Origin of the sequence: Streptomyces sp. NPDC093546, from assembly GCF_044765045.1 — a bacterium.
Lineage (GTDB): Bacteria > Actinomycetota > Actinomycetes > Streptomycetales > Streptomycetaceae > Streptomyces.
On sequence record NZ_JBIWJG010000005.1, the window covers coordinates 378,238 to 401,994 of the forward strand.

A 23,757-nucleotide genomic window follows, 5' to 3' on the forward strand; every position below is an offset into this window, starting at 1 on the left:
ACCCGTCCATGGCGGCCACGACACCCACGACACCCATGGGATCCACGGAGCCGAAGGACCACCTGCCGCCCCAGCCGCCACCGCCCCACCACTCCGTGGCCCGCACCAGCCTGCCCGGCAACCCGCTCGCCCCCGGCGCCGCACGCCGCTTCGTACGGGCCGCGCTCGCCGACTGGACCGGTCTCGCGCTGCCCGCCACCGCCGCGATCACCGACCGCGTCGCGGACGACGCCGTGCTCGTCGTCGCCGAACTCGTCACCAACGCCGTCGTCCACGCGGGCACCACCGTCGAGCTCCTCTTCCGACTGGAGGAGCCCGACGCCGACCAGCCCGCCGCCCTGGTCCTCGAAGTCTCCGACCACCACCCCACGCGCACCGTCCGCAACGACCACACCGCCCACGACGAGGGCGGGCCGGAGGAGTACGGCCGCGGGCTCCAGCTCGTCGCCGCCCTCGCCGAGTGCTGGGGCATCACCTACCGCCCCGGCCTCAAGACCGTCTGGGCCCGCCTGCCGCTCGACGGCTGGAACACCTGCCCCGTGCCCGGCGCGGAGCCCGCCATCCAGCGCGGCCTGCGCGCCGCCGAGATCCTCGCCCCCACGCCCCGCCGCCCCGTCCGCGACGACCAGGAGTGGGCCGGCAGCGGCGCGCTGACCTTCCTCGCCGAGGCCTCCGACCTGCTCGCGGGCCAGCTCGACGAGGATCTCGTCGCCGCGCTCGCCGGACAGCTGCTGGTACCGCGGCTCGCGGACTGGTGCGCCTTCTGGCTGGAGGGCGACGGCGGCGAGAGCGGCACCGCCACCGCGCCCCGCCTCGCGCGCGTCTGGCACGCCGACGAGTCCGCCATCGAGCCCCTGCGCGACGTCCTCCAGAAGGAGCCGCCACGGCTCCCCGGCCCCGCCCACACCGGCCCGGTCCCCGTCCCGTGGCCCGACCCGTCCGGTGACGGCCACGGCACCGCGCTCGCCCTCCGCCTCGTCGTGGGCGGCCGCGGGCTCGGCACCCTGATGATCGGGCGGCGCGGCACCAGCCGCATCCCGGACGTGGTCACCGGCCTCATCGAGGACTTCGCGCGCCGCGTGGCGCTCGCCATCGGGGCCGCCCGCCGGTACACGCGCCAGGCCACCATCAGCCGCGTCCTCCAGCGCGGACTGCTGCCCAGCAAGGTCGCGCAGATCCCGGGCGTCGCCAGCCACGTCGTGTACGAGCCCAGCGACGACGGCCTCGCGGGCGGTGACTTCTACGACGTCTTCCAGGCGGCGGGCCGGTGGTGCTTCATGCTCGGCGACGTCCAGGGCAGCGGACCCGAGGCGGCCGTCGTCACCGGCCTGGCCCGCCCTTGGCTGCGGCTGCTCGCCCGCGAGGGGCACCGTGTCGGCGAGGTCCTCGACCGGCTCAACCGGCTCCTCCTCGACGACGCCACGGAGGCCGCCGAGGCCGCCGCACTGGTCGTCGCCGCCGCCGGAGGCCCCGACGCCCAGCCGGTCAGCCCCACCCAGTCGCGGTTCCTGTCCCTCCTGTACGGGGAGCTCACGCCGCTCCCGCCGGAGGAGGGCGGCGGCGCGCGCTGCACCCTCGCCTGCGCGGGCCACCCGCTCCCGCTGCTCCTGCGCCCCGGCGGCACCGTGTCGCCCGTCGCCCTGCCGCAGGTCCTGCTCGGCGTCATCGACGACGTCGCGTACGAGACGCACACCTTCCACCTCGCGCCCGGCGACACCCTGCTGTGCGTCACCGACGGCGTGACCGAGCGGCGCTCCCGCGCCGGGCGGATGTTCGACGACGAGGACGGCCTGGCCCGCACCCTCGCCTGCTGCGCCGGACTCTCCGCCCAGGGCGTCGCCGACCGGATCCGGCAGGCCGTGCACACCTTCGGGGAGGGGCCGGTCTGCGACGACCTCGCGCTTCTCGTCCTGCAGGCGGGGGAGGCCCGGGAATCCCGCGAGTGACGGACAATGGGCGGTATGCCTTCCGTACTGCCCGATGGCGAGCCCATGCCCGAGGACGGCGCGCTGCCCGCGTCCGCCCTGCTCGGGGCCGGTGAGCGGCCGCTCGGGTTCTATCTGCACGTCCCGTACTGCGCGACCCGCTGCGGCTACTGCGACTTCAACACGTACACCGCCACCGAGCTGCGCGGCTCCGGCGGCGTGCTCGCCTCCCGCGACAACTACGCCGAGACCCTCGTGGACGAGGTGCGCCTCGCGCGGAAGGTGCTGGGCGACGACCCGCGCCCGGTGCGGACCGTTTTCGTCGGCGGCGGTACGCCGACGCTGCTGGCCGCCGCCGATCTCGTGACGATGCTGGGCGCCATCCGCGACGAGTTCGGGCTCGCGGACGACGCCGAGATCACGACGGAGGCAAACCCGGAGTCCGTCGGCCCCGCGTACCTCGCGGAGCTGCGCGAGGGCGGCTTCAACCGGATCTCCTTCGGCATGCAGAGCGCCCGGCAGCACGTCCTGAAGGTGCTCGACCGTACGCACACACCGGGGCGGCCCGAGGCGTGCGTCGCGGAGGCGCGGGCGGCGGGCTTCGAGCACGTCAACCTCGACCTGATCTACGGCACGCCGGGCGAGAGCGACGACGACTGGCGCGCCTCCCTCGACGCGGCGATCGGCGCGGGCCCCGACCACGTCTCGGCGTACGCCCTGATCGTGGAGGAGGGTACGCAGCTGGCGCGGCGCATCCGGCGCGGCGAGGTGCCGATGACGGACGACGACGTCCACGCCGACCGGTACCTGATCGCCGAGGACGTCCTGTCCGGGGCGGGCTTCGCCTGGTACGAGGTGTCGAACTGGGCCACCTCGGAGGCCGGGCGGTGCCTCCACAACGAGCTGTACTGGCGCGGCGCCGACTGGTGGGGCGCGGGCCCCGGCGCGCACAGTCACGTCGGCGGCGTGCGCTGGTGGAACGTCAAGCACCCCGGCGCGTACGCCGCCGCGCTGGCCGCCGGGCGGTCGCCGGGCGCGGGCCGCGAGCTCCTTTCGGAGGAGGACCGGCGGGTCGAGCGGGTGCTGCTGGAACTGCGGCTCCGCGAGGGCTGCCCCCTGGAGCTGCTGCGCCCCGCGGGCGCGCGCGCCGCCGACCGCGCGGTAAGGGACGGCCTCCTGGACCCCGGTCCTTACGCCGAGGGGCGGGCCGTACTGACGCTGCGCGGACGGCTCCTGGCGGACGCGGTGGTGCGGGACCTGGTGGACTGAGCCCTCCGGGCAGGGCCGCGGCGGCCCTACGGCGCCGTCACGAAGTCGATCAGCTCCTCCACCCGCCCCAGCAGCTCCGGCTCCAGGTCCTTCCATCCCCGCACCCGCGACAGGATGTGCTGCCACGCCGCTCCCGTGTTCTCGGGCCACCCCAGGGCACGGCACACGCCCTTCTTCCAGTCCTGGCCCCGCGGGACGGCGGGCCACGCCGGGATGCCCACCGCCGACGGCTTCACCGCCTCCCAGATGTCGATGTACGGGTGCCCCACGACCAGCGTGTGCGCGTCCGTGACCTGGGCCGCGATGCGGGACTCCTTGGAGCCCGGGACCAGGTGGTCCACCAGCACCCCGAGGCGGGCGTCCGGGCCGGGGGCGAAGTCGCGGACGATCGCGGGCAGGTCGTCGACACCCTCCAGGTACTCGACGACCACGCCCTCGATGCGCAGGTCGTCGCCCCACACCCGCTCGACGAGCTCCGCGTCGTGGCGGCCCTCCACGTAGATGCGCCCCGCCCGGGCCACGCGCGCGCGTGCGCCGGGGACGGCGATCGAGCCCGAGGCGGTACGGGTCGGCCGTACCGGAGCGGCGGCGGACGGGCGGACCAGGGTGACCGGGCGGCCCTCCAGCAGGAACCCGCGCGGGGCCAGCGGGAACACCCGGTGCTTGCCGAACCGGTCCTCCAGGGTCACCGTCCCCGCCTCGCACCGGATCACCGCCCCGCAGAAACCGGTCCCCACCTCCTCCACCACCAGATCCGGCTCGGCGGGCACCTCCGGCACCGGGGCGGGCGGCCGCTTCCACGAGGGCGTCAGATCAGGGTCGTAACTGCGCATTCGGCAGACGCTACGACACCCCGAACCGCCGGGCCAGCTCATCGCGTTGGGCGCGTACGAAGGCGGCGTCGACCGCCGCGCCGTGCCCGGGTACGTACAGCGCGTCCTCGCCGCCCAGGTCGAGGAGCCGGTCCAGCGCGGCCGGCCAGCGCGACGGGATGGCGTCCGGTCCGGCCTGCGGGTCGCCCGACTCCTCCACGAGGTCGCCGCAGAAGACCACCTCCGGCTCGCCGGGCACCAGGAGCACCAGGTCGTGGCCGGTGTGGCCGGGCCCCACGTTGGCCAGCAGCACCTGCTTCCCGCCCAGGTCGAGCGTCCACTCGCCGGTCACCAGGTGATGCGGCAGGACCAGCACGTCCACCGCCTCGACGGCCTCCCCGGCCGCCACCCCGTGGCGGATCGCGTCCGTCCGCAGATCGTCCCGTTCACGTGCCAGCAGCGTGTCGACGCCGACCGCGCCGAACACCTCCGCCCCCGCGAACGCCGCCGTCCCCAGCACGTGATCGAAATGGGGGTGGCTGAGTGCGATATGCGTCACCCTTCGCCCGCCCCCGAGCAGCTTCTGGGCTTGCGCCCGGATCTCCGCGCCCTCCCGGAGCGTGGCGCCCGTGTCGAAGAGCAGCGCCGCGTCATCACCGGCCACGAGGGCGGTCGTGGCGTCCCAGACGGGCAGCCGCCGACGGCCCACTCCCTCGGCGAGCCGCTCCCATCCCAGGTCCTCCCAGTCGACGTCCATACCGCGACGCTAGCGCGGTACGGTGACCGCCGCCCTTGCTAGGGGCGTACCCCGGCGCCGTACACTGGCCGGGTGGTACCTGGCACTCGGACCCGGCGAGTGCCAATGGACACCGAGTAACCGAAGCCAGCTGGAGGTGCGCGCGATGCTCAGCGAACGCAGACTCGAGGTGCTGCGCGCCATCGTCCAGGACTACGTCGGCACCGAGGAGCCCGTCGGCTCCAAGGCGCTGACGGAGCGCCACAACCTCGGTGTCTCGCCGGCCACCGTGCGCAACGACATGGCGGTGCTGGAGGAGGAGGGCTTCATCGCCCAGCCCCACACCAGCGCGGGCCGCATCCCCACGGACAAGGGCTACCGGCTCTTCGTGGACAAGCTCGCGGGCGTCAAGCCGCTGTCGACTCCCGAGCGCCGCGCGATCCAGAACTTCCTGGACGGCGCGGTGGACCTGGACGACGTCGTCGGCCGTACGGTGCGGCTGCTGGCGCAGCTGACCCGGCAGGTCGCGGTCGTCCAGTACCCGTCCCTCACGCGCTCCACCGTGCGGCACGTGGAGCTGCTGTCGCTGGCCCCGGCCCGGTTGATGCTGGTGCTGATCACGGACACGGGCCGGGTGGAGCAGCGCATGGTGGACTGCCCCGCGCCGTTCGGCGAGCAGTCCGTGGCCGACCTGCGGGCGCGGCTGAACAGCCGTGTCGTGGGACGGCGCTTCACCGACGTGCCGCAGCTGGTGCAGGACCTCCCCGAGTCGTTCGAGGTGGAGGACCGCGGGACCGTCTCCACGGTGCTGGCCACGCTGCTGGAGACGCTGGTGGAGGAGACCGAGGAGCGGCTGATGATCGGCGGCACCGCCAATCTGACCCGCTTCGGGCACGACTTCCCGCTGACGATCCGGCCGGTGCTGGAGGCGCTGGAGGAGCAGGTGGTGCTCCTGAAGCTGCTCGGCGAGGCCAAGGACTCGGCGATGACCGTACGTATCGGGCACGAGAACGCCCATGAGGGGCTGAACTCCACGTCCGTCGTCGCGGTCGGCTACGGTTCGGGCGACGAGGCAGTCGCCAAACTCGGCGTGGTCGGACCGACCCGCATGGACTACCCCGGAACGATGGGAGCGGTACGCGCAGTGGCACGTTACGTCGGACAGATCCTGGCGGAGTCGTAGTGGCCACGGACTATTACGCCGTACTCGGCGTACGCCGCGACGCGTCCCAGGACGAGATCAAGAAGGCGTTCCGGCGGCTCGCGCGCGAGCTGCACCCGGACGTCAATCCCGATCCGAAGACGCAGGAGCGGTTCAAGGAGATCAACGCCGCCTACGAGGTGCTGTCGGACCCGCAGAAGAAGCAGGTCTACGACCTCGGCGGCGACCCCCTGTCCGCCTCCGGCGGCGCGGGTGCGGGCGCCGGGTTCGGCGCGGGCGGCTTCGGCAACTTCTCCGACATCATGGACGCCTTCTTCGGTACGGCGTCCCAGCGCGGCCCGCGCTCGCGGACCCGGCGCGGCCAGGACGCGATGATCCGGCTGGAGATCGACCTCAACGAGGCCGCCTTCGGTACGACGAAGGACATCCAGGTCGACACCGCCGTCGTCTGCACGACGTGCTCCGGCGAGGGCGCCGCGCCCGGTACGTCGGCGCAGACCTGCGACATGTGCCGCGGCCGCGGTGAGGTCTCCCAGGTGACCCGGTCCTTCCTGGGCCAGGTCATGACGTCCCGCCCGTGCCCCCAGTGCCAGGGCTTCGGCACCGTGGTGCCGACGCCGTGCCCCGAGTGCGCCGGCGACGGGCGCGTACGGTCCCGCCGTACGCTCACGGTCAAGATCCCGGCCGGTGTCGACAACGGCACCCGCATCCAGCTGGCGGGCGAGGGCGAGGTCGGCCCGGGCGGCGGCCCCGCCGGCGACCTGTACGTCGAGATCCACGAGCTGCCGCACGCGGTCTTCCAGCGGCGCGGGGACGACCTGCACTGCACGGTGACGATCCCGATGACGGCGGGCGCGCTCGGCACCAAGGTGCCGCTGGAGACGCTGGACGGGATGGAGGAGGTCGACATCCGTCCCGGTACGCAGTCGGGCCAGTCGATCCCGCTGCACGGGCGCGGCGTCACGCACCTGCGCGGCGGCGGACGCGGCGACCTCATCGTGCACGTCGAGGTCCAGACGCCGTCGAAGCTCGACGCGGAGCAGGAGCGGCTGCTGCGGGAGCTGGCGAAGCTGCGCGGCGAGGAGCGGCCGACGGGCCAGTTCCAGCCGGGGCAGCAGGGACTGTTCTCGCGTCTGAAGGACGCGTTCAACGGGCGCTAGCCGTAGGTGAGCCGTTGCCGACCGGGGGCCTCGCGCCCCCGGTTTCGGCATGTCCGAGGGGGTCAGCCCCCGGAAGGCACCCCAGCGGGCCGGTGCGGGGATCCGGGGGCAGGCGGGATTCGGTGGCGGACCGGTGGCGTGACACCATGCGTGCATGTCCTCCGCACTGACCGATCTCTGCCGGTACCCGATCGTGCAGGCACCCATGGCGGGTGGTGCCTCCTGCCCGCAGCTCGTCGCCGCCGTGTCCGAGGCGGGCGGGCTCGGGTTCCTCGCCGCCGGGTACAAAACGGCCGACGGCATGTACCAGGAGGTCACACAGGTCCGGGGGATGACCTCGGGGGCCTTCGGGGTGAACCTCTTCATGCCGCAGCCCGGGCACGCCGACGCCGCCGCCGTCGACGTGTACCGGCACCAGCTGGCCGGGGAGGCCAACTGGTACGACACGCCGCTCGGCGACCCGGACGCGGGGCGTGACGACGGCTACGAGGCCAAGCTGGCGATCCTGCTCGACGACCCGGTGCCGGTGGTGTCGTTCACCTTCGGCTGCCCGACCCGCGAGACCCTCGACGCGTTCGCGCGCGTCGGGACGTACACCGTCGTGACCGTGACGTCGCCCGAGGAGGCGCAGGCCGCGCAGTACGCGGGCGCCGACGCGGTCTGCGTCCAGGGCGTGGAAGCCGGCGGACACCAGGGGACGCACCGCGACGATCCGGAGACGGACGCGTGCGGGACGGGGCTGCTCGCGCTGATCGCGCAGGTCCGCGAAGTCGTGCAGATACCGATGATCGCCGCCGGCGGGCTGATGCGCGGCAGCCAGATCGCGGCCGTCCTCGCGGCGGGCGCGTCCGCCGCGCAGCTCGGCACGGCGTTCCTGGTCTGCCCCGAGTCGGGCGCGAACGCCCTGCACAAGCAGGCCATGACGAACCCGCTGTTCACCCGCACCGAGCTGACCCGGGCCTTCTCGGGGCGGCCCGCGCGCGGGCTGGTGAACCGGTTCATGCGGGAGCACGGGCCGTACGCCCCGGCCGCCTACCCCGAGGTGCACCACCTGACCAGCGGCCTGCGCAAGGCCGCGGCCGCCGCGGGCGACCCGCAGGGCATGGCGCTGTGGGCGGGCCAGGGCCACCGGCTCGCCCGCGAGCTGCCCGCCGCCCAGCTGGTCGAGGTGCTCAACACCGAGCTCCAGGCCGCGGCGGCCACGCTCGCGCTGCGGGGGCCCGCATGACCGCGCCCGTCTTCGTCGTCGAGCACCTGGACCGGATCACCGGCGGGACGGTCACCCTCGACGGGCCCGAGGGGCGGCACGCCGTCTCCGTACGGCGCCTGCGCGTCGGCGAGGAGATCGTCCTGACCGACGGCACCGGCACCGGCGTGTACGGCACCGTCGCCGCCGTCGAGGGCAAGGACCGCCTCGACGTGGCGGTGAGCGAGGTACGGGCCGAGCCCGAGCCGAGCCCCCGGATCACCGTCGTACAGGCCCTGCCCAAGGGCGACCGCGGCGAGCTCGCGGTCGAGACCATGACCGAGACCGGCGTCGACGCGATCGTGCCGTGGGCCGCGTCCCGCTGCATCACCCAGTGGAAGGGCGAGCGGGGCGCCAAGTCCCTCGCCAAGTGGCGCGCGACCGCCCGGGAGGCCGGCAAGCAGTCGCGCCGCCTGCGCTTCCCGGAGGTGGCCGACGCCGCGTCGACCAAGCAGGTCGCCCAGCTGCTCGCCGCCGCCGACTTCGCGGCCGTCCTGCACGAGGAGGGCGCCGAGCCGCTGGCCACCGCGGAACTGCCCGCGACCGGCGAGATCGTGCTCGTGGTCGGACCCGAGGGCGGTGTGTCGCCCGACGAGCTGGCCGCCTTCGCGGAGGCGGGGGCGCGGCCGTACCGGCTGGGGCGCAGCGTGCTGCGCACCTCCACCGCGGGGACGGCCGCCACGGCCCTGCTCCTGGGGAGGACCGGCCGCTGGTCGTGATCGTCACGGATAAGCTGCGTCCGTAGTGACGATCCGATAGTGATGATCCGATGGTGACGATCCGTTTCGAGAAGGGGCCGGAGCATGGCCGGAGAGCCGCAGAGCGACTGTCTGTTCTGCAAGATCGTGTCGGGGGAGGTCCCGGCCACGATCGTGCGTGAGAGCGAGACCACCGTCGCCTTCCGCGACATCAACCCGCAGGCGCCCACCCACGTCCTGGTGATCCCCAAGGCGCACCACCGCGACGCCGCCGCGCTCGCGGCCGCCGCGCCCGAGATCGCCGCCGACGTGCTGCGCGAGGCCGGTGAGGTCGCCGCGCAGGAGAAGGTCGACTCCGCCGGCTACCGCATCGTCTTCAACACCGGCACCGGCGCCGGGCAGACCGTCTGGCACGCGCACGCCCACGTCCTCGGCGGCCGCGGCCTCAACTGGCCCCCCGGGTAGTCGGCGGCGATGTCGGTCCGTGAACTCGTCGTGCTGGGCACCGCCAGCCAGGTGCCCACACGCCACCGCAACCACAACGGCTACTTCCTGCGCTGGGACGGCGAGGGCCTGCTCTTCGACCCCGGCGAGGGCACGCAGCGCCAGATGCTGCGCGCCGGGGTCGCCGCGCACGACATCAACCGGATCTGCGTCACGCACTTCCACGGCGACCACTCCCTCGGCCTCGCCGGCGTCATCCAGCGCATCAACCTCGACAAGGTCCCGCACCCCGTCACCGCGCACTACCCGGGGAGCGGGCAGCGCTTCTTCGACCGCCTGCGGTACGCCACCGCCTACCGCGAGACCGTGCGGCTGAAGCAGGTCCCCGTCTCCGACGACGGGGTGCTCGCCCAGACCCCGGCGTACACGCTGGAGGCGCGCCGGCTCTCGCACCCCGTCGAGTCCTTCGGCTACCGGCTGACCGAGCCCGACGGGCGCCGCATGCTGCCCGAGCTGCTCGCCGAGCACGGCATCACGGGCCCGGACGTGGGCCGCCTCCAGCGCGAGGGCGAAGTCGGCGGCGTGCGCCTGGAGGACGTCAGCGAGGTGCGGCGCGGGCAGAGGTTCGCGTTCATCATGGACACCCGGCTGTGCGACGGGGTCCACGCTCTCGCCGAGGGCAGCGACCTGCTCGTCATCGAGTCGACGTTCCTCGACGAGGACGAGTCGCTCGCCCTCGAGCACGGCCACCTCACCGTCGGCCAGGCCGCCTCGGTGGCGCGCGAGGCGGGCGTACGGCACCTGGTGCTCACGCACTTCTCGCAGCGCTACGGCGACCCCGCCGTCTTCGAACCCCAGGCCCGCGCGGCCGGCTTCGACGGCGAGCTGACCGTCGCCCACGACCTCGTCCGGGTGCCCCTGCCCAAGCGCGCGGTCCGCTGAGCGCGTGATCTGCCGAGCGCGTGACGTCGCGCGTTACGCTGCGCGGACTCCCGGAAAGTGATCGAGGCAGGCACCATGGCACCCCTCCCCAAAGCCGAACTCCACCTCCACATCGAAGGCACCCTCGAACCCGAGCTCGCCTTCGCGCTCGCCGCCCGCAACGGCGTCAAGCTGCCCTACGCCGACACCGACGAGCTGCGCAAGGCGTACCTCTTCAGCGACCTGCAGTCCTTCCTGGACCTGTACTACGAGCTGATGGCGGTGCTCCGCACCGCCGACGACTTCGCCGAGCTCGCCGACGCCTACCTGGCGCGAGCCGCCGCGCAGGGCGTGCGCCACGCCGAGATCTTCTTCGACCCGCAGGCGCACACCGGCCGTGGCATCCCCTTCGGCACGGTGGTGGAGGGGCTGGCCCGAGCGCTGGACCACAGCGAGGAGCGGCACGGCATCTCCACGCAGCTCATCATGTGCTTCCTGCGCGACCTGTCGGCCGAGTCGGCGATGGAGACGCTCCAGACGGCGAAGCCGTACCTGAACCGGATCGCGGGCGTCGGGCTGGACTCGGCGGAGGTGGGCAACCCGCCGTCGAAGTTCGCCGAGGTGTACGAGGCGGCGGCCCGGCTCGGCCTGCGGAAGGTCGCCCACGCGGGCGAGGAGGGTCCGCCGGCGTACATCCGCGAGGCCCTGGACGTGCTCGGCGTCGAGCGGATCGACCACGGGCTGCGCGCGGTGGAGGACCCGGAGCTGGTGGAGCGGCTGGTGCGGGAGCGGGTGCCGCTGACGCTGTGCCCCCTGTCGAACGTACGGCTGCGCGCCATCGACATCCTGGAGCAGCACCCGCTGAAGGCCATGCTGGAGGCCGGGCTCCTCGTCACCGTCAACTCCGACGACCCCGCCTACTTCGGCGGCTACGTCGGCGACACCTTCCACGCGGTCCACGAGGCCCTCGGCCTGGACCAGGAACAGCTGCGCGCGCTCGCCCGCAACTCCTTCACGGCGTCCTTCCTCGACCACGACGAGGAGCGCAGGGCGCGCTACCTCGCCGAGGTGGAGGCGTACGACTTCGGCTCGCCCGAATCGGCCGACGCGGTCGACTCGGCGAGGCCGTAGGCCCGCCGCGTCGCGGCGGCCGGTCCCCGCAGGTCGGCGAGGTCGGCGACCGGGATCTCCGCGACCGGCTGCTCCGGGGCGCCGATCTGGGGCGCCAGGGCCGTGGGCGCCGCGGTGGCCGCGACCACGGCCGCGGGCGCGCCGCCCCGGCGCCGGATCGCGCCCGGCACCAGCGGGCGGCCCGAGGTGTGCAGGGCCACGGCGGTCATCGGCACGGCGAGCAGCAGCAGGAGCCCGCCGAGGACCAGGCCCATGGCCGGGTAGCCCGCCTGTTCCGACAGGAGGCTCCCGGTGACCGGGCCGCAGGCCGTGCCCAGCGAGGACGCCGAGCCGACGAGCACCGCCCAGCGGCCGCGCGGGTCCAGCGAGGCGGCCAGGCCGATCACGTACGACAGGACGACCGGGTAGCAGGCGTTCCACAGGATCTCGCCGGTCGCGAAGGACGCCAGCCCCTCGGCGGAGGAGCTCAGCGCGATGCAGCCCGCGATGGCGACCGTGCCGAGACCGATCGGCACCGCCCGGCCGAGCCGGGAGCCGAGGGCTCCGGCCGTCGTGACGCCCAGCAGCCCGGCGCCGAGGGCGGCCGCGAAGACCGCGCCGACCGTGACCTCGCTCAGCCCCGCCTGGGTGAGGCCGATGCGGCCGCTGACGCCCCACAGGGCGTTCTGCGCCATGGACCAGCACACCATCGCGCCGGCCAGCACCACCCCGGCGCGCAGGCGCGGCAGCGGGGCGCCCTTCTCGCGTACCTCACCGGTGTCGTGGCCGGTCTCCAGCCGGGCGGTCGCGGGCCACACCGCCGCCGCGGCGAGCGCCAGCGACGCGAACGGCAGCACGTGCCCGCCGCCCAGGTGCGGCAGCGTCAGGTACAGCGCCCCCGCCGTCGCCGAGACCGACAGCAGGCCCAGCGTCGAGGTGCGGTGCGGGTCGGGGCGGCCCGCGATCCCGGCCGCCGCGACCGCCAGCGCCGTACCCGACCCGAAGCCGCCGACCGCGGCGCCCGCCACGACGAGCGGGACGTACGAGGTGAGGGCCGCGCCGCCGTAGCCGGCCACGGCCAGCGCCAGGCCGGCCCGGGCGAGCCGCCGGGGCCCGTACCGCTCCACGCGCGCCGCGAGCGTGAACCCGGCGGTGGCGGAGCACAGCAGCAGGGTCGAGCCGACGAGTCCGGCCTCGGAGGGGGAGAGGCCCAGTCCGGCGGAGAGGCGTCCGACGACGGTCGGCAGGAGGTACGAGGCGAGGTAGCCGGCGGTGAAGAGCGCGACGAGGGGCCACGGGGCGCGCGGGCGCGAGGGCATGGGCGTTCCAGCGAACAGAAAGGGGGAGGGGGAAGCGCCCGGTGTCGTACGGAGAGGTCGCACGGGTACGCGCGCCAATTTGTATCAAGCGGGCGAGGCGGGCGAGAAGCCGAGAATATGTGATCCGCATCACAAAGCGTTTGACGGTGCGAAGACCGGGTAGCCGGGCGGCTCTCCGTGCGCCGTTCGCCCCCGCCGAGCGCCGGAGTTCAGGCACACTGGCCAGATCCGCACAGCGACCGGGGAGCCCGCCGTGACCACACCCAGAGGAGAGCAGCAGCAGCTCCAACACACCGCCGGCATCGACCCCTTGAGCCCCCTGCGCGCCCCCGGCGACCCGGAGTGCGACGTCTTCCTCACCGGCACGGTCTTCCTCGACATCATCTTCACCGGCCTCGACTCCGCCCCCGTGCGCGGCACCGAGACCTGGGCCCGCGGCATGGGCTCCAGCCCCGGCGGCGTCGCCAACATGGCCACCGCCCTCGCCCGCCTCGGCCTGCGCACCTCCCTCGCCGCCGCCTTCGGCGACGACCACTACGGCGACTACTGCTGGGACGCCCTGGCGCAGGGCGAGGGCATCGACCTCTCCCGGTCGCGCACCGTCCCCGGCTGGCACTCCCCGGTCACCGTCTCCATGGCGTACGACGGAGAACGGACCATGGTCTCCCACGGCCACGAGGCCCCGCCCCCGGAAGCCGCCCTGGGGCACCTCCCGGAGTACCCGCCCCGCGCGCGTGCCGCCGTCGCCTCGCTCGTACCCGGCCGCCCCGAGCCGTGGGTCGCCGACGCCGCCCGCCACGCCACCCGCATCTTCGCCGACGTCGGCTGGGACGAGACCGGCCGCTGGGACCTGGCGGGGCTGCCGGACCTGGAGCACTGCGAGGCGTTCCTGCCCAACGCCGAGGAGGCGATGCGCTACACCCGGACCTCCTGCCCGCGCGCCGCCGCCCGCGCCCTCGCCGACAAGGTGCCGCTCGCGGTCGTCACGCTCGGCGCGGAGGGCGCGTACGCCGTGGACTCCCGCACCGGGGAGACCGCCGAGGTCCCGGCCATCGAGGTGGAGGCGCTCGACCCGACCGGCGCCGGGGACGTCTTCGTGGCCGGGTTCGTGACCGGCACGCTCGCCGGCTGGCCGCTCGCCGACCGGCTGGCCTTCGCCGGGCTGACCGCCGCGCTGTCGGTGCAGGAGTTCGGCGGCTCGCTGTCCGCACCGGGCTGGGTGGAGGTGGCGGCCTGGTGGGAGTACGTGCAGGAGTACGGCGACCAGGACCCGGAGGCCCTGCGCCGGTACGCCTTCCTGGAGGCCCTGCTGCCGGCGCCGATCCGGCCCTGGCCGCTGCGGCGGGCCGTGCCGACGATCGGCTTCCGCCGCCCGGACTGACCCGGGCGTACGGGAAAAGCCTTCGGTCCTGTCAGTCGCACGACGTACGCTGGACAGTCCAGAGGGTCTCGACTGGCGAGAACCCTGCAACAGGAGGTATGTGCAGGCCAGAGAGCCGGCCCATGACTCACACACCCACAGACCAGGACCAGGTCCGAGCCCACTTCACGGTGCCTGCCAAGCACCCCATGGTGACGGTGCTCGGCTCGGGAGACGCGCTGCTGCGCGTCATCGAGAAGGCGTTCCCGGCGGCCGACATCCACGTCCGGGGCAACCAGATCAGCGCGGTCGGTGACGCGGCGGAAGTCGCCCTCATCCAGCGCCTGTTCGACGAGATGATGCTGGTGCTCCGCACCGGGCAGCCGATGACGGAGGACGCAGTGGAACGCTCCATCGCCATGCTCAAGGAAGAGACGGGGGGACGGGGCGTCGAGACGCCGTCGGAGGTCCTCACCCAGAACATCCTCTCCAGCCGTGGCCGCACGATCCGCCCCAAGACCCTCAACCAGAAGCGGTACGTCGACGCCATCGACAAGCACACGGTGGTCTTCGGCATCGGCCCGGCGGGCACCGGCAAGACGTACCTGGCCATGGCGAAGGCCGTCCAGGCCCTTCAGTCCAAGCAGGTCACCCGGATCATCCTGACCCGGCCGGCCGTGGAGGCGGGCGAGCGCCTCGGCTTCCTGCCCGGCACTCTCTACGAGAAGATCGACCCGTACCTGCGGCCGCTGTACGACGCGCTGCACGACATGCTCGACCCCGACTCGATCCCCCGCCTGATGGCGGCGGGCACGATCGAGGTCGCGCCGCTGGCGTACATGCGCGGCCGGACGCTCAACGACGCCTTCATCATCCTGGACGAGGCGCAGAACACGAACCCCGAGCAGATGAAGATGTTCCTCACCCGGCTCGGCTTCGACTCCAAGATCGTCATCACCGGTGACATCACCCAGATCGACCTGCCGGGCGGCACCAAGAGCGGTCTGCGCCAGGTCCGCGAGATCCTGGACGGCGTCGACGACGTCCACTTCTCGATGCTCACGTCGAACGACGTCGTCCGGCACAAGCTCGTCGGCCGTATCGTCGACGCGTACGAGAAGTACGACAACAAAAACGGCAAGTAGCGACACGTAACGGGAAGAAGAGCGCACCAGCACCATGTCGATCGACGTCAACAACGAGTCCGGCACCGAGGTCGACGAGCAGGCGATCCTCGACGTCGCCCGCTACGCCTTGGGGCGCATGCGCATCCACCCGCTCTCCGAGCTCTCGGTGATCCTGGTGGACGCCGAGGCGATGGAGCAGCTGCACATCCAGTGGATGGACCTGCCGGGCCCGACGGATGTCATGTCCTTCCCGATGGACGAGCTGCGCCCCCCGTCCAAGGACGACGAGGAGCCCCCGCAGGGCCTCCTCGGCGACATCGTGCTCTGCCCCGAAGTCGCCACCCAGCAGGGCCAGGACGCCCCCACGCAGCACTCCATGGACGAGGAGCTCCAGCTGCTCACCGTCCACGGAGTGCTGCACCTGCTCGGTTACGACCACGAGGAACCGGACGAGAAGGCGGAGATGTTCGGGCTCCAGGCGGCGATCGTCGACGGCTGGCGGGCGGAGAAGGGCCTGACCGGCCCGTCCCCGGCGCCGACCGTCTCATGACCGCCCAACTGCTCCTCGGCGCGGTCGCGCTGGTCGTGGTCGCGTGGCTCGCCGCCTGCGCGGAGGCCGGCATCGCGCGCGTGTCCAGTTTCCGCGCCGCCGAGGCGGTACGGGCCGGGCGGCGCGGCGCGGCCAAACTGGCGCAGGTCGCCTCCGACCCGGTCCGGTACCTGAACGTGGCGCTGCTGGTGCGCGTCGCCTGCGAGATGGCGGCCGGCGTCCTCGTCACGTACGTCTGCCTGAACGAGTTCGCCGAGACCTGGTCCGCGCTGCTCGTCGCGATAGGCGTGATGGTGCTCGTGTCGTACGTCGCCGTCGGCGTGTCGCCCCGCACCATCGGCCGCCAGCACCCGCTGAACACCGCCACCGCCGCCGCGTACGCCCTGCTGCCGCTGGCCCGGGTCATGGGCCCGGTCCCGCAGCTGCTGATCCTCATCGGCAACGCCCTCACCCCCGGCAAGGGCTTCCGCAAGGGCCCCTTCGCCTCCGAGGCCGAGCTGCGCGCGATGGTCGACCTCGCTGAGCAGGAGTCCCTCATCGAGGACGACGAGCGGCGCATGGTCCACTCCGTCTTCGAGCTCGGCGACACCCTCGTACGCGAGGTGATGGTCCCGCGCACCGACCTGGTCTCCATCGAGCGCTTCAAGACCATCCGCCAGGCCCTGACGCTGGCGCTGCGCTCCGGCTTCTCCCGCATCCCGGTGACCGGGGAGAACGAAGACGACATCGTCGGCATCGTCTACCTGAAGGACCTGGTCCGCCGCACCCACATCAACCGCGACGCGGAGAGCGACCTGGTCTCCACGGCCATGCGGCCCGCCGCCTTCGTCCCCGACACCAAGAACGCAGGCGACCTGCTGCGCGAGATGCAGAAGGACCGCAACCACTGCGCGGTGGTGATCGACGAGTACGGCGGCACCGCCGGGATCGTCACGATCGAGGACATCCTGGAGGAGATCGTCGGCGAGATCACCGACGAGTACGACCGCGAACTGCCGCCCGTGGAACCCCTCGGCGACGGCCGCTACCGCGTCACCGCCCGCCTCGACATCGGCGACCTCGGCGAGCTCTTCGGCCTCGACGCGTACGACGACGAGGACGTCGAGACCGTCGGCGGGCTGCTCGCCAAGGCCCTCGGCCGCGTCCCCATCGCCGGGGCGAGCGCCATGGTCGAGCTGCCGGACGGCCGCGCCCTGCGGCTGACGGCCGAGTCCCCGGCGGGCCGCCGCAACAAGATCGTCACGGTCCTCGCGGAACCGGCCCCGGAGCCGGATCCCGAGCAGGAGGCCGCGTGAACACGGAGCAGGCCGCATGAACGCCGAGCAACTGCGGGCGTTCTGCCTCTCCTTCAACGCCGCGGTGGAGGACTTCCCCTTCGGCCCGGAGTTCTCGGTCTTCAAGGTCGAGGGCAAGATGTTCGCCCTCACGGCCCTGGACGCCCGCCCGCTGACCGTCAACCTCAAGTGCGACCCGGAGATCGCGGTGCGGCTGCGCGCGGAGCACGCCGCGATCGTGCCGGGCTGGCACATGAACAAGCGCCACTGGAACACCGTCACGGTCTCCGGCCTGCCCGACCGGCTCCTGCGCGAACTCGTCGAGGATTCGTACGACCTCGTCGTCGCGGGCCTGCCCCGCGCCGCCCGCCTGCGCCTCGACCACCCGTAAATGCGCGGAGGGTGTGCCTCCATTGTGTGTATTCTCAGCCCGGCCGGTCACCGGCGGGGAGGGGGGAACCGTGCTCCCCAGGAACATCCACATCCCAAGGGGAGAACACATCTTCATGCGTACCCGCATACGTCGCGGCGCTGCCGTCGCGCTCACCGTTTCCGCGCTCACCTTCACCGCCGCGTGCGGTGGCTCCGCCGACAAGGGCGGCTCGGACAAGGCCAAGACGTCCGAGGCGCCCAGCGCGTCCGCGGAGAAGCCGGCGGAGGCCGCCGCGAAGCCGCTCACCGAGGCGCAGATGAAGGCGGGCGTCCTCGCCGTCGCGGACCTGCCCAAGGGCTGGGCCGACGCCCCGACCGAGCCCGGCGACGACAACACGTACAAGGTCGACAAGCCTGAGTGCCAGCCTCTCTCCGACCTGCTGCAGAAGAAGATCGCCGGTGCGACCATCGGCGCCGAAGAGGACTTCCGCGGTGACAACGGCGCGAGCCAGCTCACCCACCAGATCATGAGCTTCCCCGGCACCGGCGCCACGGACTTCATGAAGTCCACCGGCACCGCTGCGGACAAGTGCGCCTCCTTCAGCACGGAGCTGGAGGGCACCCCCATGGTGATCAAGGTCACGAAGCTGGACGCGCCGAAGAGCGGCGAGGAGACCCACGGCGTCGCCCTGAGCATGGACCTCGGCGGCGAGATGGCGCTCACGATCAACGTGGTCGTCGCCCGTCAGGGTGCGGGCGTGAGCAGGGTCATCTACATGCCCGGCACCGCGAACGCCGGCAAGAGCGTCAACGACCTCGCCAAGATCGCGGGCGACAAGTTCGCCAAGGCCGCCCAGGGCTGACACTGATCGCGGACTTATCCTCGGGGCATGACACAGAGCACCGAAGTCGGCCCCGAGGACCGCAAGATCATCACGTTGGCGCGCAGCGCCCGTGCCCGCAACGGTGTGCCCGAGGGCGCGGCGGTGCGGGACGAGACCGGGCGTACGTACGTCGCCGGGACCGTCGCGCTGGAGTCGCTGAACCTCAGCGCGCTCCAGACGGCGGTCGCGATGGCCGTGGCCAGCGGCGCGAAGTCGCTGGAGGCCGCGGCCGTCGTCACCGAGGCCGACGCCGCCTCGGACGCGGACCGCGCCGCCGTCCGCGACCTGGGCGGCCCGGACACTCCCGTGCTGGTGGCCGGCCCGGACGGCGAGCTGCGCGCCACGGTGAGCGCCGGCTGATGGCGCACACGGGGGAGAAGACCGGGCGGGAGCCCGGGGAGACCGTGAAGACTGAGAAGACCGGGCGGAAGACGGGGGCCTTGACCTACCCCTGGATCGTGCTGGCGGTCGGCGCCATCGGCGTTGTCATCAACGTCACCGACTGGTTCGTCGGGGACGGCCGGCCGCAGCCGTACGACGTGTTTCCGCTGCTGCTCGTGCTGTGGGCGGCGGGCGACCTGCTGAAGAAGCCCCGGCCGGCCGCCGCGCGGGCGATGCGGGGAACCGCCGCGGTGCTGCTCTGCGCGGCCGGGCTCGCCGCGGGCATCCCGGCCGCCGCCGCACTCGTACGCGGGGAACCGTTCGACTGGCTGGACCTGATCCTGGGCGTGCTCGTCGTCCTCTACGCGCTCGCCGGAGCCTCCGCGCTGGCGATGCGGAAGGGCGCGAGAAGGGCAGCGGTACGTGAGGGCGCCCGCATCGGGGAGAATGGCCCCTATGAGCGCTCGTAATCCAGAAACCGAAACCACCCACAGGGCCGGTTTCGCCTGCTTCGTCGGCCGCCCCAACGCGGGCAAGTCCACCCTCACGAACGCTCTGGTCGGACAGAAGGTGGCGATCACCTCCAACCGGCCGCAGACCACCCGCCACACCGTGCGCGGCATCGTGCACCGCCCGGACGCACAGCTCGTGCTCGTCGACACCCCCGGGCTGCACAAGCCGCGCACCCTGCTGGGCGAGCGGCTCAACGACGTCGTCCGCACCACCTGGGCCGAGGTCGACGTCATCGGCTTCTGCCTCCCGGCGGACGAGAAGCTCGGCCCCGGCGACCGGTTCATCGCCAAGGAGCTCGCCGGGATCAAGAAGACCCCGAAGGTGGCGATCGTCACCAAGACCGACCTGGTCGACTCCAAGACCCTCGCCGAGCAGCTCATCGCCATCGACCGGCTCGGCACGGAGCTGGGCATGGAGTGGCAGGAGATCGTCCCGGTGTCGGCGGTCGGCGGCAAGCAGGTCCAGCTGGTGGCCGACCTGCTCGTCCCGCTGCTGCCCGAGTCCCCGCCGCTCTACCCCGAGGGCGACCTGACGGACGAGCCGGAGCAGGTCATGGTGGCCGAGCTGATCCGCGAGGCCGCGCTGGAAGGCGTACGTGACGAGCTGCCGCACTCCATCGCGGTCGTCGTCGAGGAGATGATCCCGCGCGAGAACCGCCCGGCGGACAAGCCGCTGCTGGACATCCACGCCAACGTCTACATCGAGCGCCCCAGCCAGAAGGGCATCATCATCGGCCCCAAGGGCCAGCGCCTGAAGGAAGTCGGCACCAAGTCGCGCAAGCACATCGAGGCGCTGCTCGGTACGCCGGTCTTCCTCGACCTGCACGTGAAGGTCGCCAAGGACTGGCAGCGCGACCCCAAGCAGCTACGCAAGCTCGGCTTCTGACGCAAGACGGCCAAAACCCGACCGGTCGGGTGAGACCCCGGTCCACACCCGACCGGCCGGGCGCGGCGGGCCACCGCACACAGCCGGCCGGCGGTCGAGCAGCCGCCGTCGCCACCGGGCTCAGGCGCCTTCCCTGAGCACCCGGCTCACCAGCTCGCGCTGCGCCTCCGACAGGTGCGGGTCCGCGCAGTGCACCGTACGGCCGTCCACGCTGATCTCGTACTGGAAGCCGTCCGGCACCCCGGGCGGCGGCGCGTCCCGGTCCGTGGCGAGCGCCGCCTCGGCCAGGGCGTGCCACTCGGCGGCGTCGCGGAGACCCGAGGTGTCCACCTCGGCCCGCCGCTCGATGCCCGCGAAACCGCCCGTGCGCGTCACCCGAATCCGCATGGGCCATGTCTACTCCGTCGGCACCCCCACCGTCGACCAGGCCTTGGTCACCGCGTCGTGCTCCGCGCCCCCCGCGCCGTACCGCTCGCGCGCCGCCGCCACCGTCAGCTTGGCGAAGTCCGCGAACTCCGCGTCCACCGCCAGCTCGCCGCCGGTCAGCACGTCGTACCAGATGCGCCCGGCCCGCTCCCAGGCGTTGCCGCCCAGCCGGGTGGCCACCAGGTAGAAGGCGTGGTTCGGGATGCCGGAGTTGATGTGCACGCCGCCGTTGTCCGCGCCCGTGTGGACGTAGTCGTCCATCGTCGCGGGTTGCGGGTCCTTGCCGAGGACGTCGTCGTCGTACGCCGTGCCGGGCGCCTTCATCGAGCGCAGCGCCGCGCCCTGGACGTCCTTGGCCAGCAGCCCGGCCCCGATGAGCCAGTCCGCCTGCTCAGCCGTCTGCTTCAGCGCGTACTGCTTGACCAGCGAGCCGAAGACGTCGGACATCGACTCGTTGAGCGCGCCCGACTGGCCGAAGTACGCCAGGTTCGCCGTGTACTGCGTGACGCCGTGCGCCAGCTCGTGGCCGATGACGTCCACCGCGAGGGTGAAGTCGAGGAAGACCCGGCCGTCGCCGTCGCCGAAGACCATCTGCTCGCCGTTCCAGAAGGCGTTGTTGTACTCCCGGCTGTAGTGGACCGTCGCGTCCAGCGGCAGGCCGGACCCGTTGATCGAGTCGCGCTCGTACGCGTCCCGGAACAGCTCGAAGGTCGCGCCGAGACCGGCGTACGCGCGGTTGACGGTCGCGTCACCCGTCGGCTGCCCGCCCTCCTCGCGCACCTTTCTGCCCGGCAGGGCGGTCTTGTGCTCGGCGTCGTGGATCGTGCGCCGCGGTGCGCCGGCGGCTGCCCCATCGGCCGGCGCCGGTACGGGGGCGGCGCCGGCGACCGTGGTCAGGCGGCGGGCGGTGCGGTTGGCGGCGTCCGTGACGAGGGTGCGGCGGGCGGCCGCGGCGATCAGCGGGTCGGCGGCGCGGGACAGCCGGTCCAGCAGGTGCGGCGGGACGACGGAGCAGAACGCCGGCGAGCAGGGTGCGGAGGACGGGCGGGGTGCGGAGGTGCGCGTGGCAGGTGCGGTGGTCATGTTCCGCAATGTCGCAGTCGGTAACGCGGCTGTCACGAGGAGCAACGGCGATTCCTGAAAAGGAGTGATTCCTCATGATCTCGTGATTACGGCACGGAATCCCGCATACTGAAACGGACCCTCCGCCCACCGTGGCCCTCGGCTAGGCTGCTTCGCATCATGCGTTTCGGGCTGCTTCTCCTTAGCTGCCGCGGCGAGGGCCTGTAGTCGTAGGCCGACCCCCTCCCCGCGGAGTCTGGTGCTGCGTTCGACCCTGTCGGCCTCCCCCATAGCCCTTCGGACATGGGGGACCCCCAGATCAGGACATCCCAGGAGCCCTACGCAATGTCTCAGTCCCAGTGGATCGGCCGTCCCACGCCCATCACCAACGCGACGCACACCCAGAAGGCGTCCGGGATGCCCATCCACAAGTACCGCCCGTACGACGCCGTCGACATCCCCGACCGCACCTGGCCGGACCAGCGCATCACCAAGGCACCGCGCTGGCTGTCGACCGACCTGCGGGACGGCAACCAGGCGCTGATCGACCCGATGTCCCCCGCCCGCAAGCGCGAGATGTTCGACCTGCTCGTACGCATGGGCTACAAGGAGATCGAGGTCGGCTTCCCGTCCTCCGGCGAGACCGACTTCGCGTTCGTACGCTCCATCATCGAAGAGGGCGCGATCCCCGAGGACGTGACGATCTCCGTCCTGACGCAGGCGCGCGAGGACCTGATCGAGCGGACCGTCGAGTCGCTGCGCGGCGCGCACCGCGCCACCGTGCACCTGTACAACGCCACCGCGCCCGTCTTCCGCCGGGTCGTCTTCCGCGGCTCCAAGGACGACGTCAAGCGGATCGCGGTCGACGGCACCCGTCTGGTGATGGAGTACGCCGACAAGATCCTGGGCGACGAGACCACCTTCGGCTACCAGTACAGCCCCGAGATCTTCACCGACACCGAGCTGGACTTCGCGCTGGAGGTCTGCGAGGGGGTCATGGACGTCTGGCAGCCCGAGGAGGGCCGCGAGATCATCCTGAACCTGCCCGCCACGGTGGAGCGCTCCACGCCCTCCACGCACGCGGACCGGTTCGAGTGGATGTCGCGCAACCTGTCGCGCCGCGAGTTCGTCTGCCTCTCCGTCCACCCGCACAACGACCGCGGTACGGCGGTGGCGGCGGCCGAGCTGGCCATCATGGCGGGTGCCGACCGCATCGAGGGCTGCCTGTTCGGGCAGGGCGAGCGCACCGGCAACGTCGACCTGGTCACCCTGGGCATGAACCTGTTCTCGCAGGGTGTCGACCCGCAGATCGACTTCTCGCAGATCGACGAGGTGCGCCGCACCTCCGAGTACTGCAACCAGATGGAGGTCCACCCCCGCCACCCCTACGCGGGCGACCTGGTCTACACCGCCTTCTCCGGCTCCCACCAGGACGCCATCAAGAAGGGCTTCGACGCGATGGAGGCCACCGCCGCCGCGGCCGGCAAGACCGTCGACGAGATCGAGTGGGCCGTGCCGTACCTGCCGATCGACCCCAAGGACGTCGGCCGGTCGTACGAGGCGGTCATCCGCGTCAACTCGCAGTCCGGCAAGGGCGGCATCGCGTACGTCCTGAAGAACGACCACAAGCTGGACCTGCCGCGCCGCATGCAGATCGAGTTCTCGAAGATCATCCAGGCGAAGACCGACGCCGAGGGCGGCGAGGTCACGCCGAAGGACATCTGGGCCGTCTTCCAGGACGAGTACCTGCCCCACCCGGACGACGCCGCGGCGCGCTGGGGCCGCATCCAGCTGCGTTCCGGCCAGACCACGACCGACAAGGACGGCACGGACACGCTGACCGTCGAGGCGGTCGTCGACGGCCAGGACGTCGTCCTGACCGGTTCCGGCAACGGTCCGATCTCGGCCTTCTTCGACGCGCTCCAGTCGATCGGCATCGACGTACGCCTGCTGGACTACCAGGAGCACACGATGAGCGAGGGCGCCTCCGCGCAGGCCGCCTCGTACATCGAATGCGCCATTGACGGCAAGGTCCTGTGGGGTATCGGCATCGACGCCAACACCACCCGCGCCTCGCTGAAGGCGGTCATCTCCGCTGTGAACCGCGCCGCGCGCTGATCT

General features: G+C 72.5%; 24 protein-coding genes. 19 read left to right on the top strand and 5 right to left on the bottom strand.

The genetic code is table 11. The features are described 5' to 3' along the window. Positions 1 to 35: 35 nt before the first annotated feature. Entirely contained in the window at positions 36 to 1,946 is a 1,911-nt protein-coding gene (locus ACIRNI_RS14285; protein WP_403551626.1) for a SpoIIE family protein phosphatase, read from the top strand. A 15-nt stretch (positions 1,947 to 1,961) separates the two neighbouring features. Further along, positions 1,962 to 3,194 (top strand): radical SAM family heme chaperone HemW, encoded by a 1,233-nt coding sequence (hemW, locus tag ACIRNI_RS14290; RefSeq protein WP_355355935.1) that lies wholly within the window; start codon positions 1,962 to 1,964, stop codon positions 3,192 to 3,194. 26 nt (positions 3,195 to 3,220) lie between these two features. On the opposite strand, the gene ACIRNI_RS14295 is transcribed toward hemW, so the two are convergent. Beyond that, positions 3,221 to 4,027 (bottom strand): DUF3097 domain-containing protein, encoded by an 807-nt coding sequence (locus tag ACIRNI_RS14295; RefSeq protein ID WP_403551393.1) that lies wholly within the window; start codon positions 4,025 to 4,027, stop codon positions 3,221 to 3,223. 10 nt (positions 4,028 to 4,037) lie between these two features. Next, positions 4,038 to 4,763, bottom strand: coding sequence for an MBL fold metallo-hydrolase (locus ACIRNI_RS14300; RefSeq protein WP_355355931.1), 726 nt, complete (start codon positions 4,761 to 4,763; stop codon positions 4,038 to 4,040). A gap of 145 nt (positions 4,764 to 4,908) precedes the next feature. Here ACIRNI_RS14300 and hrcA point away from each other — a divergent pair, with 145 nt between their 5' ends. The 7 genes from hrcA to ACIRNI_RS14335 all read left to right on the top strand — a co-directional run bounded on the left by hrcA (position 4,909) and on the right by ACIRNI_RS14335 (position 11,504). Continuing rightward, positions 4,909 to 5,925 carry a heat-inducible transcriptional repressor HrcA gene (gene hrcA / locus ACIRNI_RS14305; protein ID WP_355355929.1) on the top strand — a complete coding sequence of 339 codons (1,017 nt, stop codon included), beginning with the start codon at positions 4,909 to 4,911 and terminating at the stop codon, positions 5,923 to 5,925. Then, entirely contained in the window at positions 5,925 to 7,064 is a 1,140-nt protein-coding gene (dnaJ, locus tag ACIRNI_RS14310) for a molecular chaperone DnaJ (RefSeq protein ID WP_355355927.1), read from the top strand. The genes hrcA and dnaJ overlap by 1 nt, the downstream gene beginning before the upstream one ends. A 154-nt stretch (positions 7,065 to 7,218) precedes the next feature. Then, on the top strand, positions 7,219 to 8,292 hold the full coding sequence (locus tag ACIRNI_RS14315) for a nitronate monooxygenase (protein ID WP_403551395.1): 1,074 nt from the start codon (positions 7,219 to 7,221) through the stop codon (positions 8,290 to 8,292). Next, positions 8,289 to 9,029 (top strand): 16S rRNA (uracil(1498)-N(3))-methyltransferase, encoded by a 741-nt coding sequence (locus ACIRNI_RS14320; RefSeq protein ID WP_403551397.1) that lies wholly within the window; start codon positions 8,289 to 8,291, stop codon positions 9,027 to 9,029. Before ACIRNI_RS14315 ends, ACIRNI_RS14320 begins: the two co-directional genes overlap by 4 nt. An 84-nt stretch (positions 9,030 to 9,113) precedes the next feature. After that, positions 9,114 to 9,473 (top strand): histidine triad nucleotide-binding protein, encoded by a 360-nt coding sequence (locus ACIRNI_RS14325; protein WP_403551399.1) that lies wholly within the window; start codon positions 9,114 to 9,116, stop codon positions 9,471 to 9,473. Between the two features lie 9 nt (positions 9,474 to 9,482). Continuing rightward, positions 9,483 to 10,394 (top strand): ribonuclease Z, encoded by a 912-nt coding sequence (locus ACIRNI_RS14330; protein WP_403551401.1) that lies wholly within the window; start codon positions 9,483 to 9,485, stop codon positions 10,392 to 10,394. Between the two features lie 75 nt (positions 10,395 to 10,469). Then, the gene (locus ACIRNI_RS14335) at positions 10,470 to 11,504 is read left to right on the top strand and encodes an adenosine deaminase (RefSeq protein ID WP_403551402.1); all 1,035 of its coding nucleotides are present in this window, start codon (positions 10,470 to 10,472) and stop codon (positions 11,502 to 11,504) included. Here the strand turns inward: ACIRNI_RS14335 and ACIRNI_RS14340 are convergent. After that, positions 11,429 to 12,802: an MFS transporter gene (locus ACIRNI_RS14340; protein ID WP_403551404.1), complete on the bottom strand. Its 1,374-nt coding sequence runs from the start codon at positions 12,800 to 12,802 to the stop codon at positions 11,429 to 11,431. The two genes, ACIRNI_RS14335 and ACIRNI_RS14340, sit on opposite strands and share 76 nt — an antisense overlap. 253 nt (positions 12,803 to 13,055) lie before the next feature. Between ACIRNI_RS14340 and ACIRNI_RS14345 the strand changes: the two genes are divergently transcribed. The 9 genes from ACIRNI_RS14345 to era all read left to right on the top strand — a co-directional run bounded on the left by ACIRNI_RS14345 (position 13,056) and on the right by era (position 20,148). Beyond that, positions 13,056 to 14,183 (top strand): carbohydrate kinase family protein, encoded by a 1,128-nt coding sequence (locus tag ACIRNI_RS14345; protein WP_403551406.1) that lies wholly within the window; start codon positions 13,056 to 13,058, stop codon positions 14,181 to 14,183. 122 nt (positions 14,184 to 14,305) lie between these two features. Then, the gene (locus ACIRNI_RS14350; protein WP_355355911.1) at positions 14,306 to 15,307 is read left to right on the top strand and encodes a PhoH family protein; all 1,002 of its coding nucleotides are present in this window, start codon (positions 14,306 to 14,308) and stop codon (positions 15,305 to 15,307) included. Positions 15,308 to 15,341: 34 nt separating this feature from the next. Beyond that, positions 15,342 to 15,839, top strand: a complete 498-nt coding sequence (ybeY, locus tag ACIRNI_RS14355) for an rRNA maturation RNase YbeY (RefSeq protein WP_403551408.1) — start codon at positions 15,342 to 15,344, stop codon at positions 15,837 to 15,839. Then, positions 15,836 to 17,134 carry a hemolysin family protein gene (locus ACIRNI_RS14360; protein ID WP_403551410.1) on the top strand — a complete coding sequence of 433 codons (1,299 nt, stop codon included), beginning with the start codon at positions 15,836 to 15,838 and terminating at the stop codon, positions 17,132 to 17,134. The genes ybeY and ACIRNI_RS14360 overlap by 4 nt, the downstream gene beginning before the upstream one ends. A gap of 16 nt (positions 17,135 to 17,150) precedes the next feature. Further along, complete coding sequence (locus tag ACIRNI_RS14365) at positions 17,151 to 17,504, top strand: MmcQ/YjbR family DNA-binding protein (RefSeq protein WP_403551412.1); 354 nt, start codon at positions 17,151 to 17,153, stop codon at positions 17,502 to 17,504. A gap of 115 nt (positions 17,505 to 17,619) precedes the next feature. After that, positions 17,620 to 18,348 carry a hypothetical protein gene (locus ACIRNI_RS14370; protein ID WP_403551414.1) on the top strand — a complete coding sequence of 243 codons (729 nt, stop codon included), beginning with the start codon at positions 17,620 to 17,622 and terminating at the stop codon, positions 18,346 to 18,348. Positions 18,349 to 18,375: 27 nt separating this feature from the next. Then, positions 18,376 to 18,729, top strand: coding sequence for a cytidine deaminase (locus ACIRNI_RS14375; protein ID WP_403551415.1), 354 nt, complete (start codon positions 18,376 to 18,378; stop codon positions 18,727 to 18,729). Between the two features lie 44 nt (positions 18,730 to 18,773). Beyond that, entirely contained in the window at positions 18,774 to 19,220 is a 447-nt protein-coding gene (locus tag ACIRNI_RS14380; RefSeq protein ID WP_403551417.1) for a hypothetical protein, read from the top strand. Further along, positions 19,198 to 20,148 (top strand): GTPase Era, encoded by a 951-nt coding sequence (era, locus tag ACIRNI_RS14385; protein WP_403551418.1) that lies wholly within the window; start codon positions 19,198 to 19,200, stop codon positions 20,146 to 20,148. Before ACIRNI_RS14380 ends, era begins: the two co-directional genes overlap by 23 nt. 120 nt (positions 20,149 to 20,268) lie before the next feature. Here era and ACIRNI_RS14390 read toward each other — a convergent pair whose 3' ends face one another. Continuing rightward, positions 20,269 to 20,535: a protealysin inhibitor emfourin gene (locus ACIRNI_RS14390; RefSeq protein WP_403551420.1), complete on the bottom strand. Its 267-nt coding sequence runs from the start codon at positions 20,533 to 20,535 to the stop codon at positions 20,269 to 20,271. A 9-nt stretch (positions 20,536 to 20,544) separates the two neighbouring features. Next, on the bottom strand, positions 20,545 to 21,657 hold the full coding sequence (locus tag ACIRNI_RS14395; RefSeq protein ID WP_403551422.1) for a M4 family metallopeptidase: 1,113 nt from the start codon (positions 21,655 to 21,657) through the stop codon (positions 20,545 to 20,547). Between the two features lie 324 nt (positions 21,658 to 21,981). On the opposite strand from ACIRNI_RS14395, the gene leuA reads away from it, so the two are divergent. Next, positions 21,982 to 23,754 (top strand): 2-isopropylmalate synthase, encoded by a 1,773-nt coding sequence (leuA, locus tag ACIRNI_RS14400; RefSeq protein ID WP_403551424.1) that lies wholly within the window; start codon positions 21,982 to 21,984, stop codon positions 23,752 to 23,754. Positions 23,755 to 23,757: the final 3 nt, after the last annotated feature.

Bases quoted from the DNA above. Each gene is read 5' to 3' on its own strand.
- ACIRNI_RS14370 (WP_403551414.1), top strand. From the start codon at position 17,620: ATGCGTACCCGCATACGTCGCGGCGCTGCCGTCGCGCTCACCGTTTCC.
- ACIRNI_RS14295 (WP_403551393.1), bottom strand. From the start codon at position 4,027: ATGCGCAGTTACGACCCTGATCTGACGCCCTCGTGGAAGCGGCCGCCC.
- hemW (WP_355355935.1), top strand. From the start codon at position 1,962: ATGCCTTCCGTACTGCCCGATGGCGAGCCCATGCCCGAGGACGGCGCG.
- leuA (WP_403551424.1), top strand. From the start codon at position 21,982: ATGTCTCAGTCCCAGTGGATCGGCCGTCCCACGCCCATCACCAACGCG.
- ACIRNI_RS14395 (WP_403551422.1), bottom strand. From the start codon at position 21,657: ATGACCACCGCACCTGCCACGCGCACCTCCGCACCCCGCCCGTCCTCC.
- ybeY (WP_403551408.1), top strand. From the start codon at position 15,342: ATGTCGATCGACGTCAACAACGAGTCCGGCACCGAGGTCGACGAGCAG.
- ACIRNI_RS14360 (WP_403551410.1), top strand. From the start codon at position 15,836: ATGACCGCCCAACTGCTCCTCGGCGCGGTCGCGCTGGTCGTGGTCGCG.
- hrcA (WP_355355929.1), top strand. From the start codon at position 4,909: ATGCTCAGCGAACGCAGACTCGAGGTGCTGCGCGCCATCGTCCAGGAC.
- ACIRNI_RS14335 (WP_403551402.1), top strand. From the start codon at position 10,470: ATGGCACCCCTCCCCAAAGCCGAACTCCACCTCCACATCGAAGGCACC.
- ACIRNI_RS14340 (WP_403551404.1), bottom strand. From the start codon at position 12,802: ATGCCCTCGCGCCCGCGCGCCCCGTGGCCCCTCGTCGCGCTCTTCACC.
- ACIRNI_RS14330 (WP_403551401.1), top strand. From the start codon at position 9,483: ATGTCGGTCCGTGAACTCGTCGTGCTGGGCACCGCCAGCCAGGTGCCC.
- ACIRNI_RS14325 (WP_403551399.1), top strand. From the start codon at position 9,114: ATGGCCGGAGAGCCGCAGAGCGACTGTCTGTTCTGCAAGATCGTGTCG.
- ACIRNI_RS14390 (WP_403551420.1), bottom strand. From the start codon at position 20,535: ATGCGGATTCGGGTGACGCGCACGGGCGGTTTCGCGGGCATCGAGCGG.
- ACIRNI_RS14285 (WP_403551626.1), top strand. From the start codon at position 36: ATGGGATCCACGGAGCCGAAGGACCACCTGCCGCCCCAGCCGCCACCG.
- ACIRNI_RS14350 (WP_355355911.1), top strand. From the start codon at position 14,306: ATGACTCACACACCCACAGACCAGGACCAGGTCCGAGCCCACTTCACG.
- era (WP_403551418.1), top strand. From the start codon at position 19,198: ATGGCCCCTATGAGCGCTCGTAATCCAGAAACCGAAACCACCCACAGG.
- ACIRNI_RS14315 (WP_403551395.1), top strand. From the start codon at position 7,219: ATGTCCTCCGCACTGACCGATCTCTGCCGGTACCCGATCGTGCAGGCA.
- ACIRNI_RS14300 (WP_355355931.1), bottom strand. From the start codon at position 4,763: ATGGACGTCGACTGGGAGGACCTGGGATGGGAGCGGCTCGCCGAGGGA.
- ACIRNI_RS14375 (WP_403551415.1), top strand. From the start codon at position 18,376: ATGACACAGAGCACCGAAGTCGGCCCCGAGGACCGCAAGATCATCACG.
- ACIRNI_RS14365 (WP_403551412.1), top strand. From the start codon at position 17,151: ATGAACGCCGAGCAACTGCGGGCGTTCTGCCTCTCCTTCAACGCCGCG.
- ACIRNI_RS14320 (WP_403551397.1), top strand. From the start codon at position 8,289: ATGACCGCGCCCGTCTTCGTCGTCGAGCACCTGGACCGGATCACCGGC.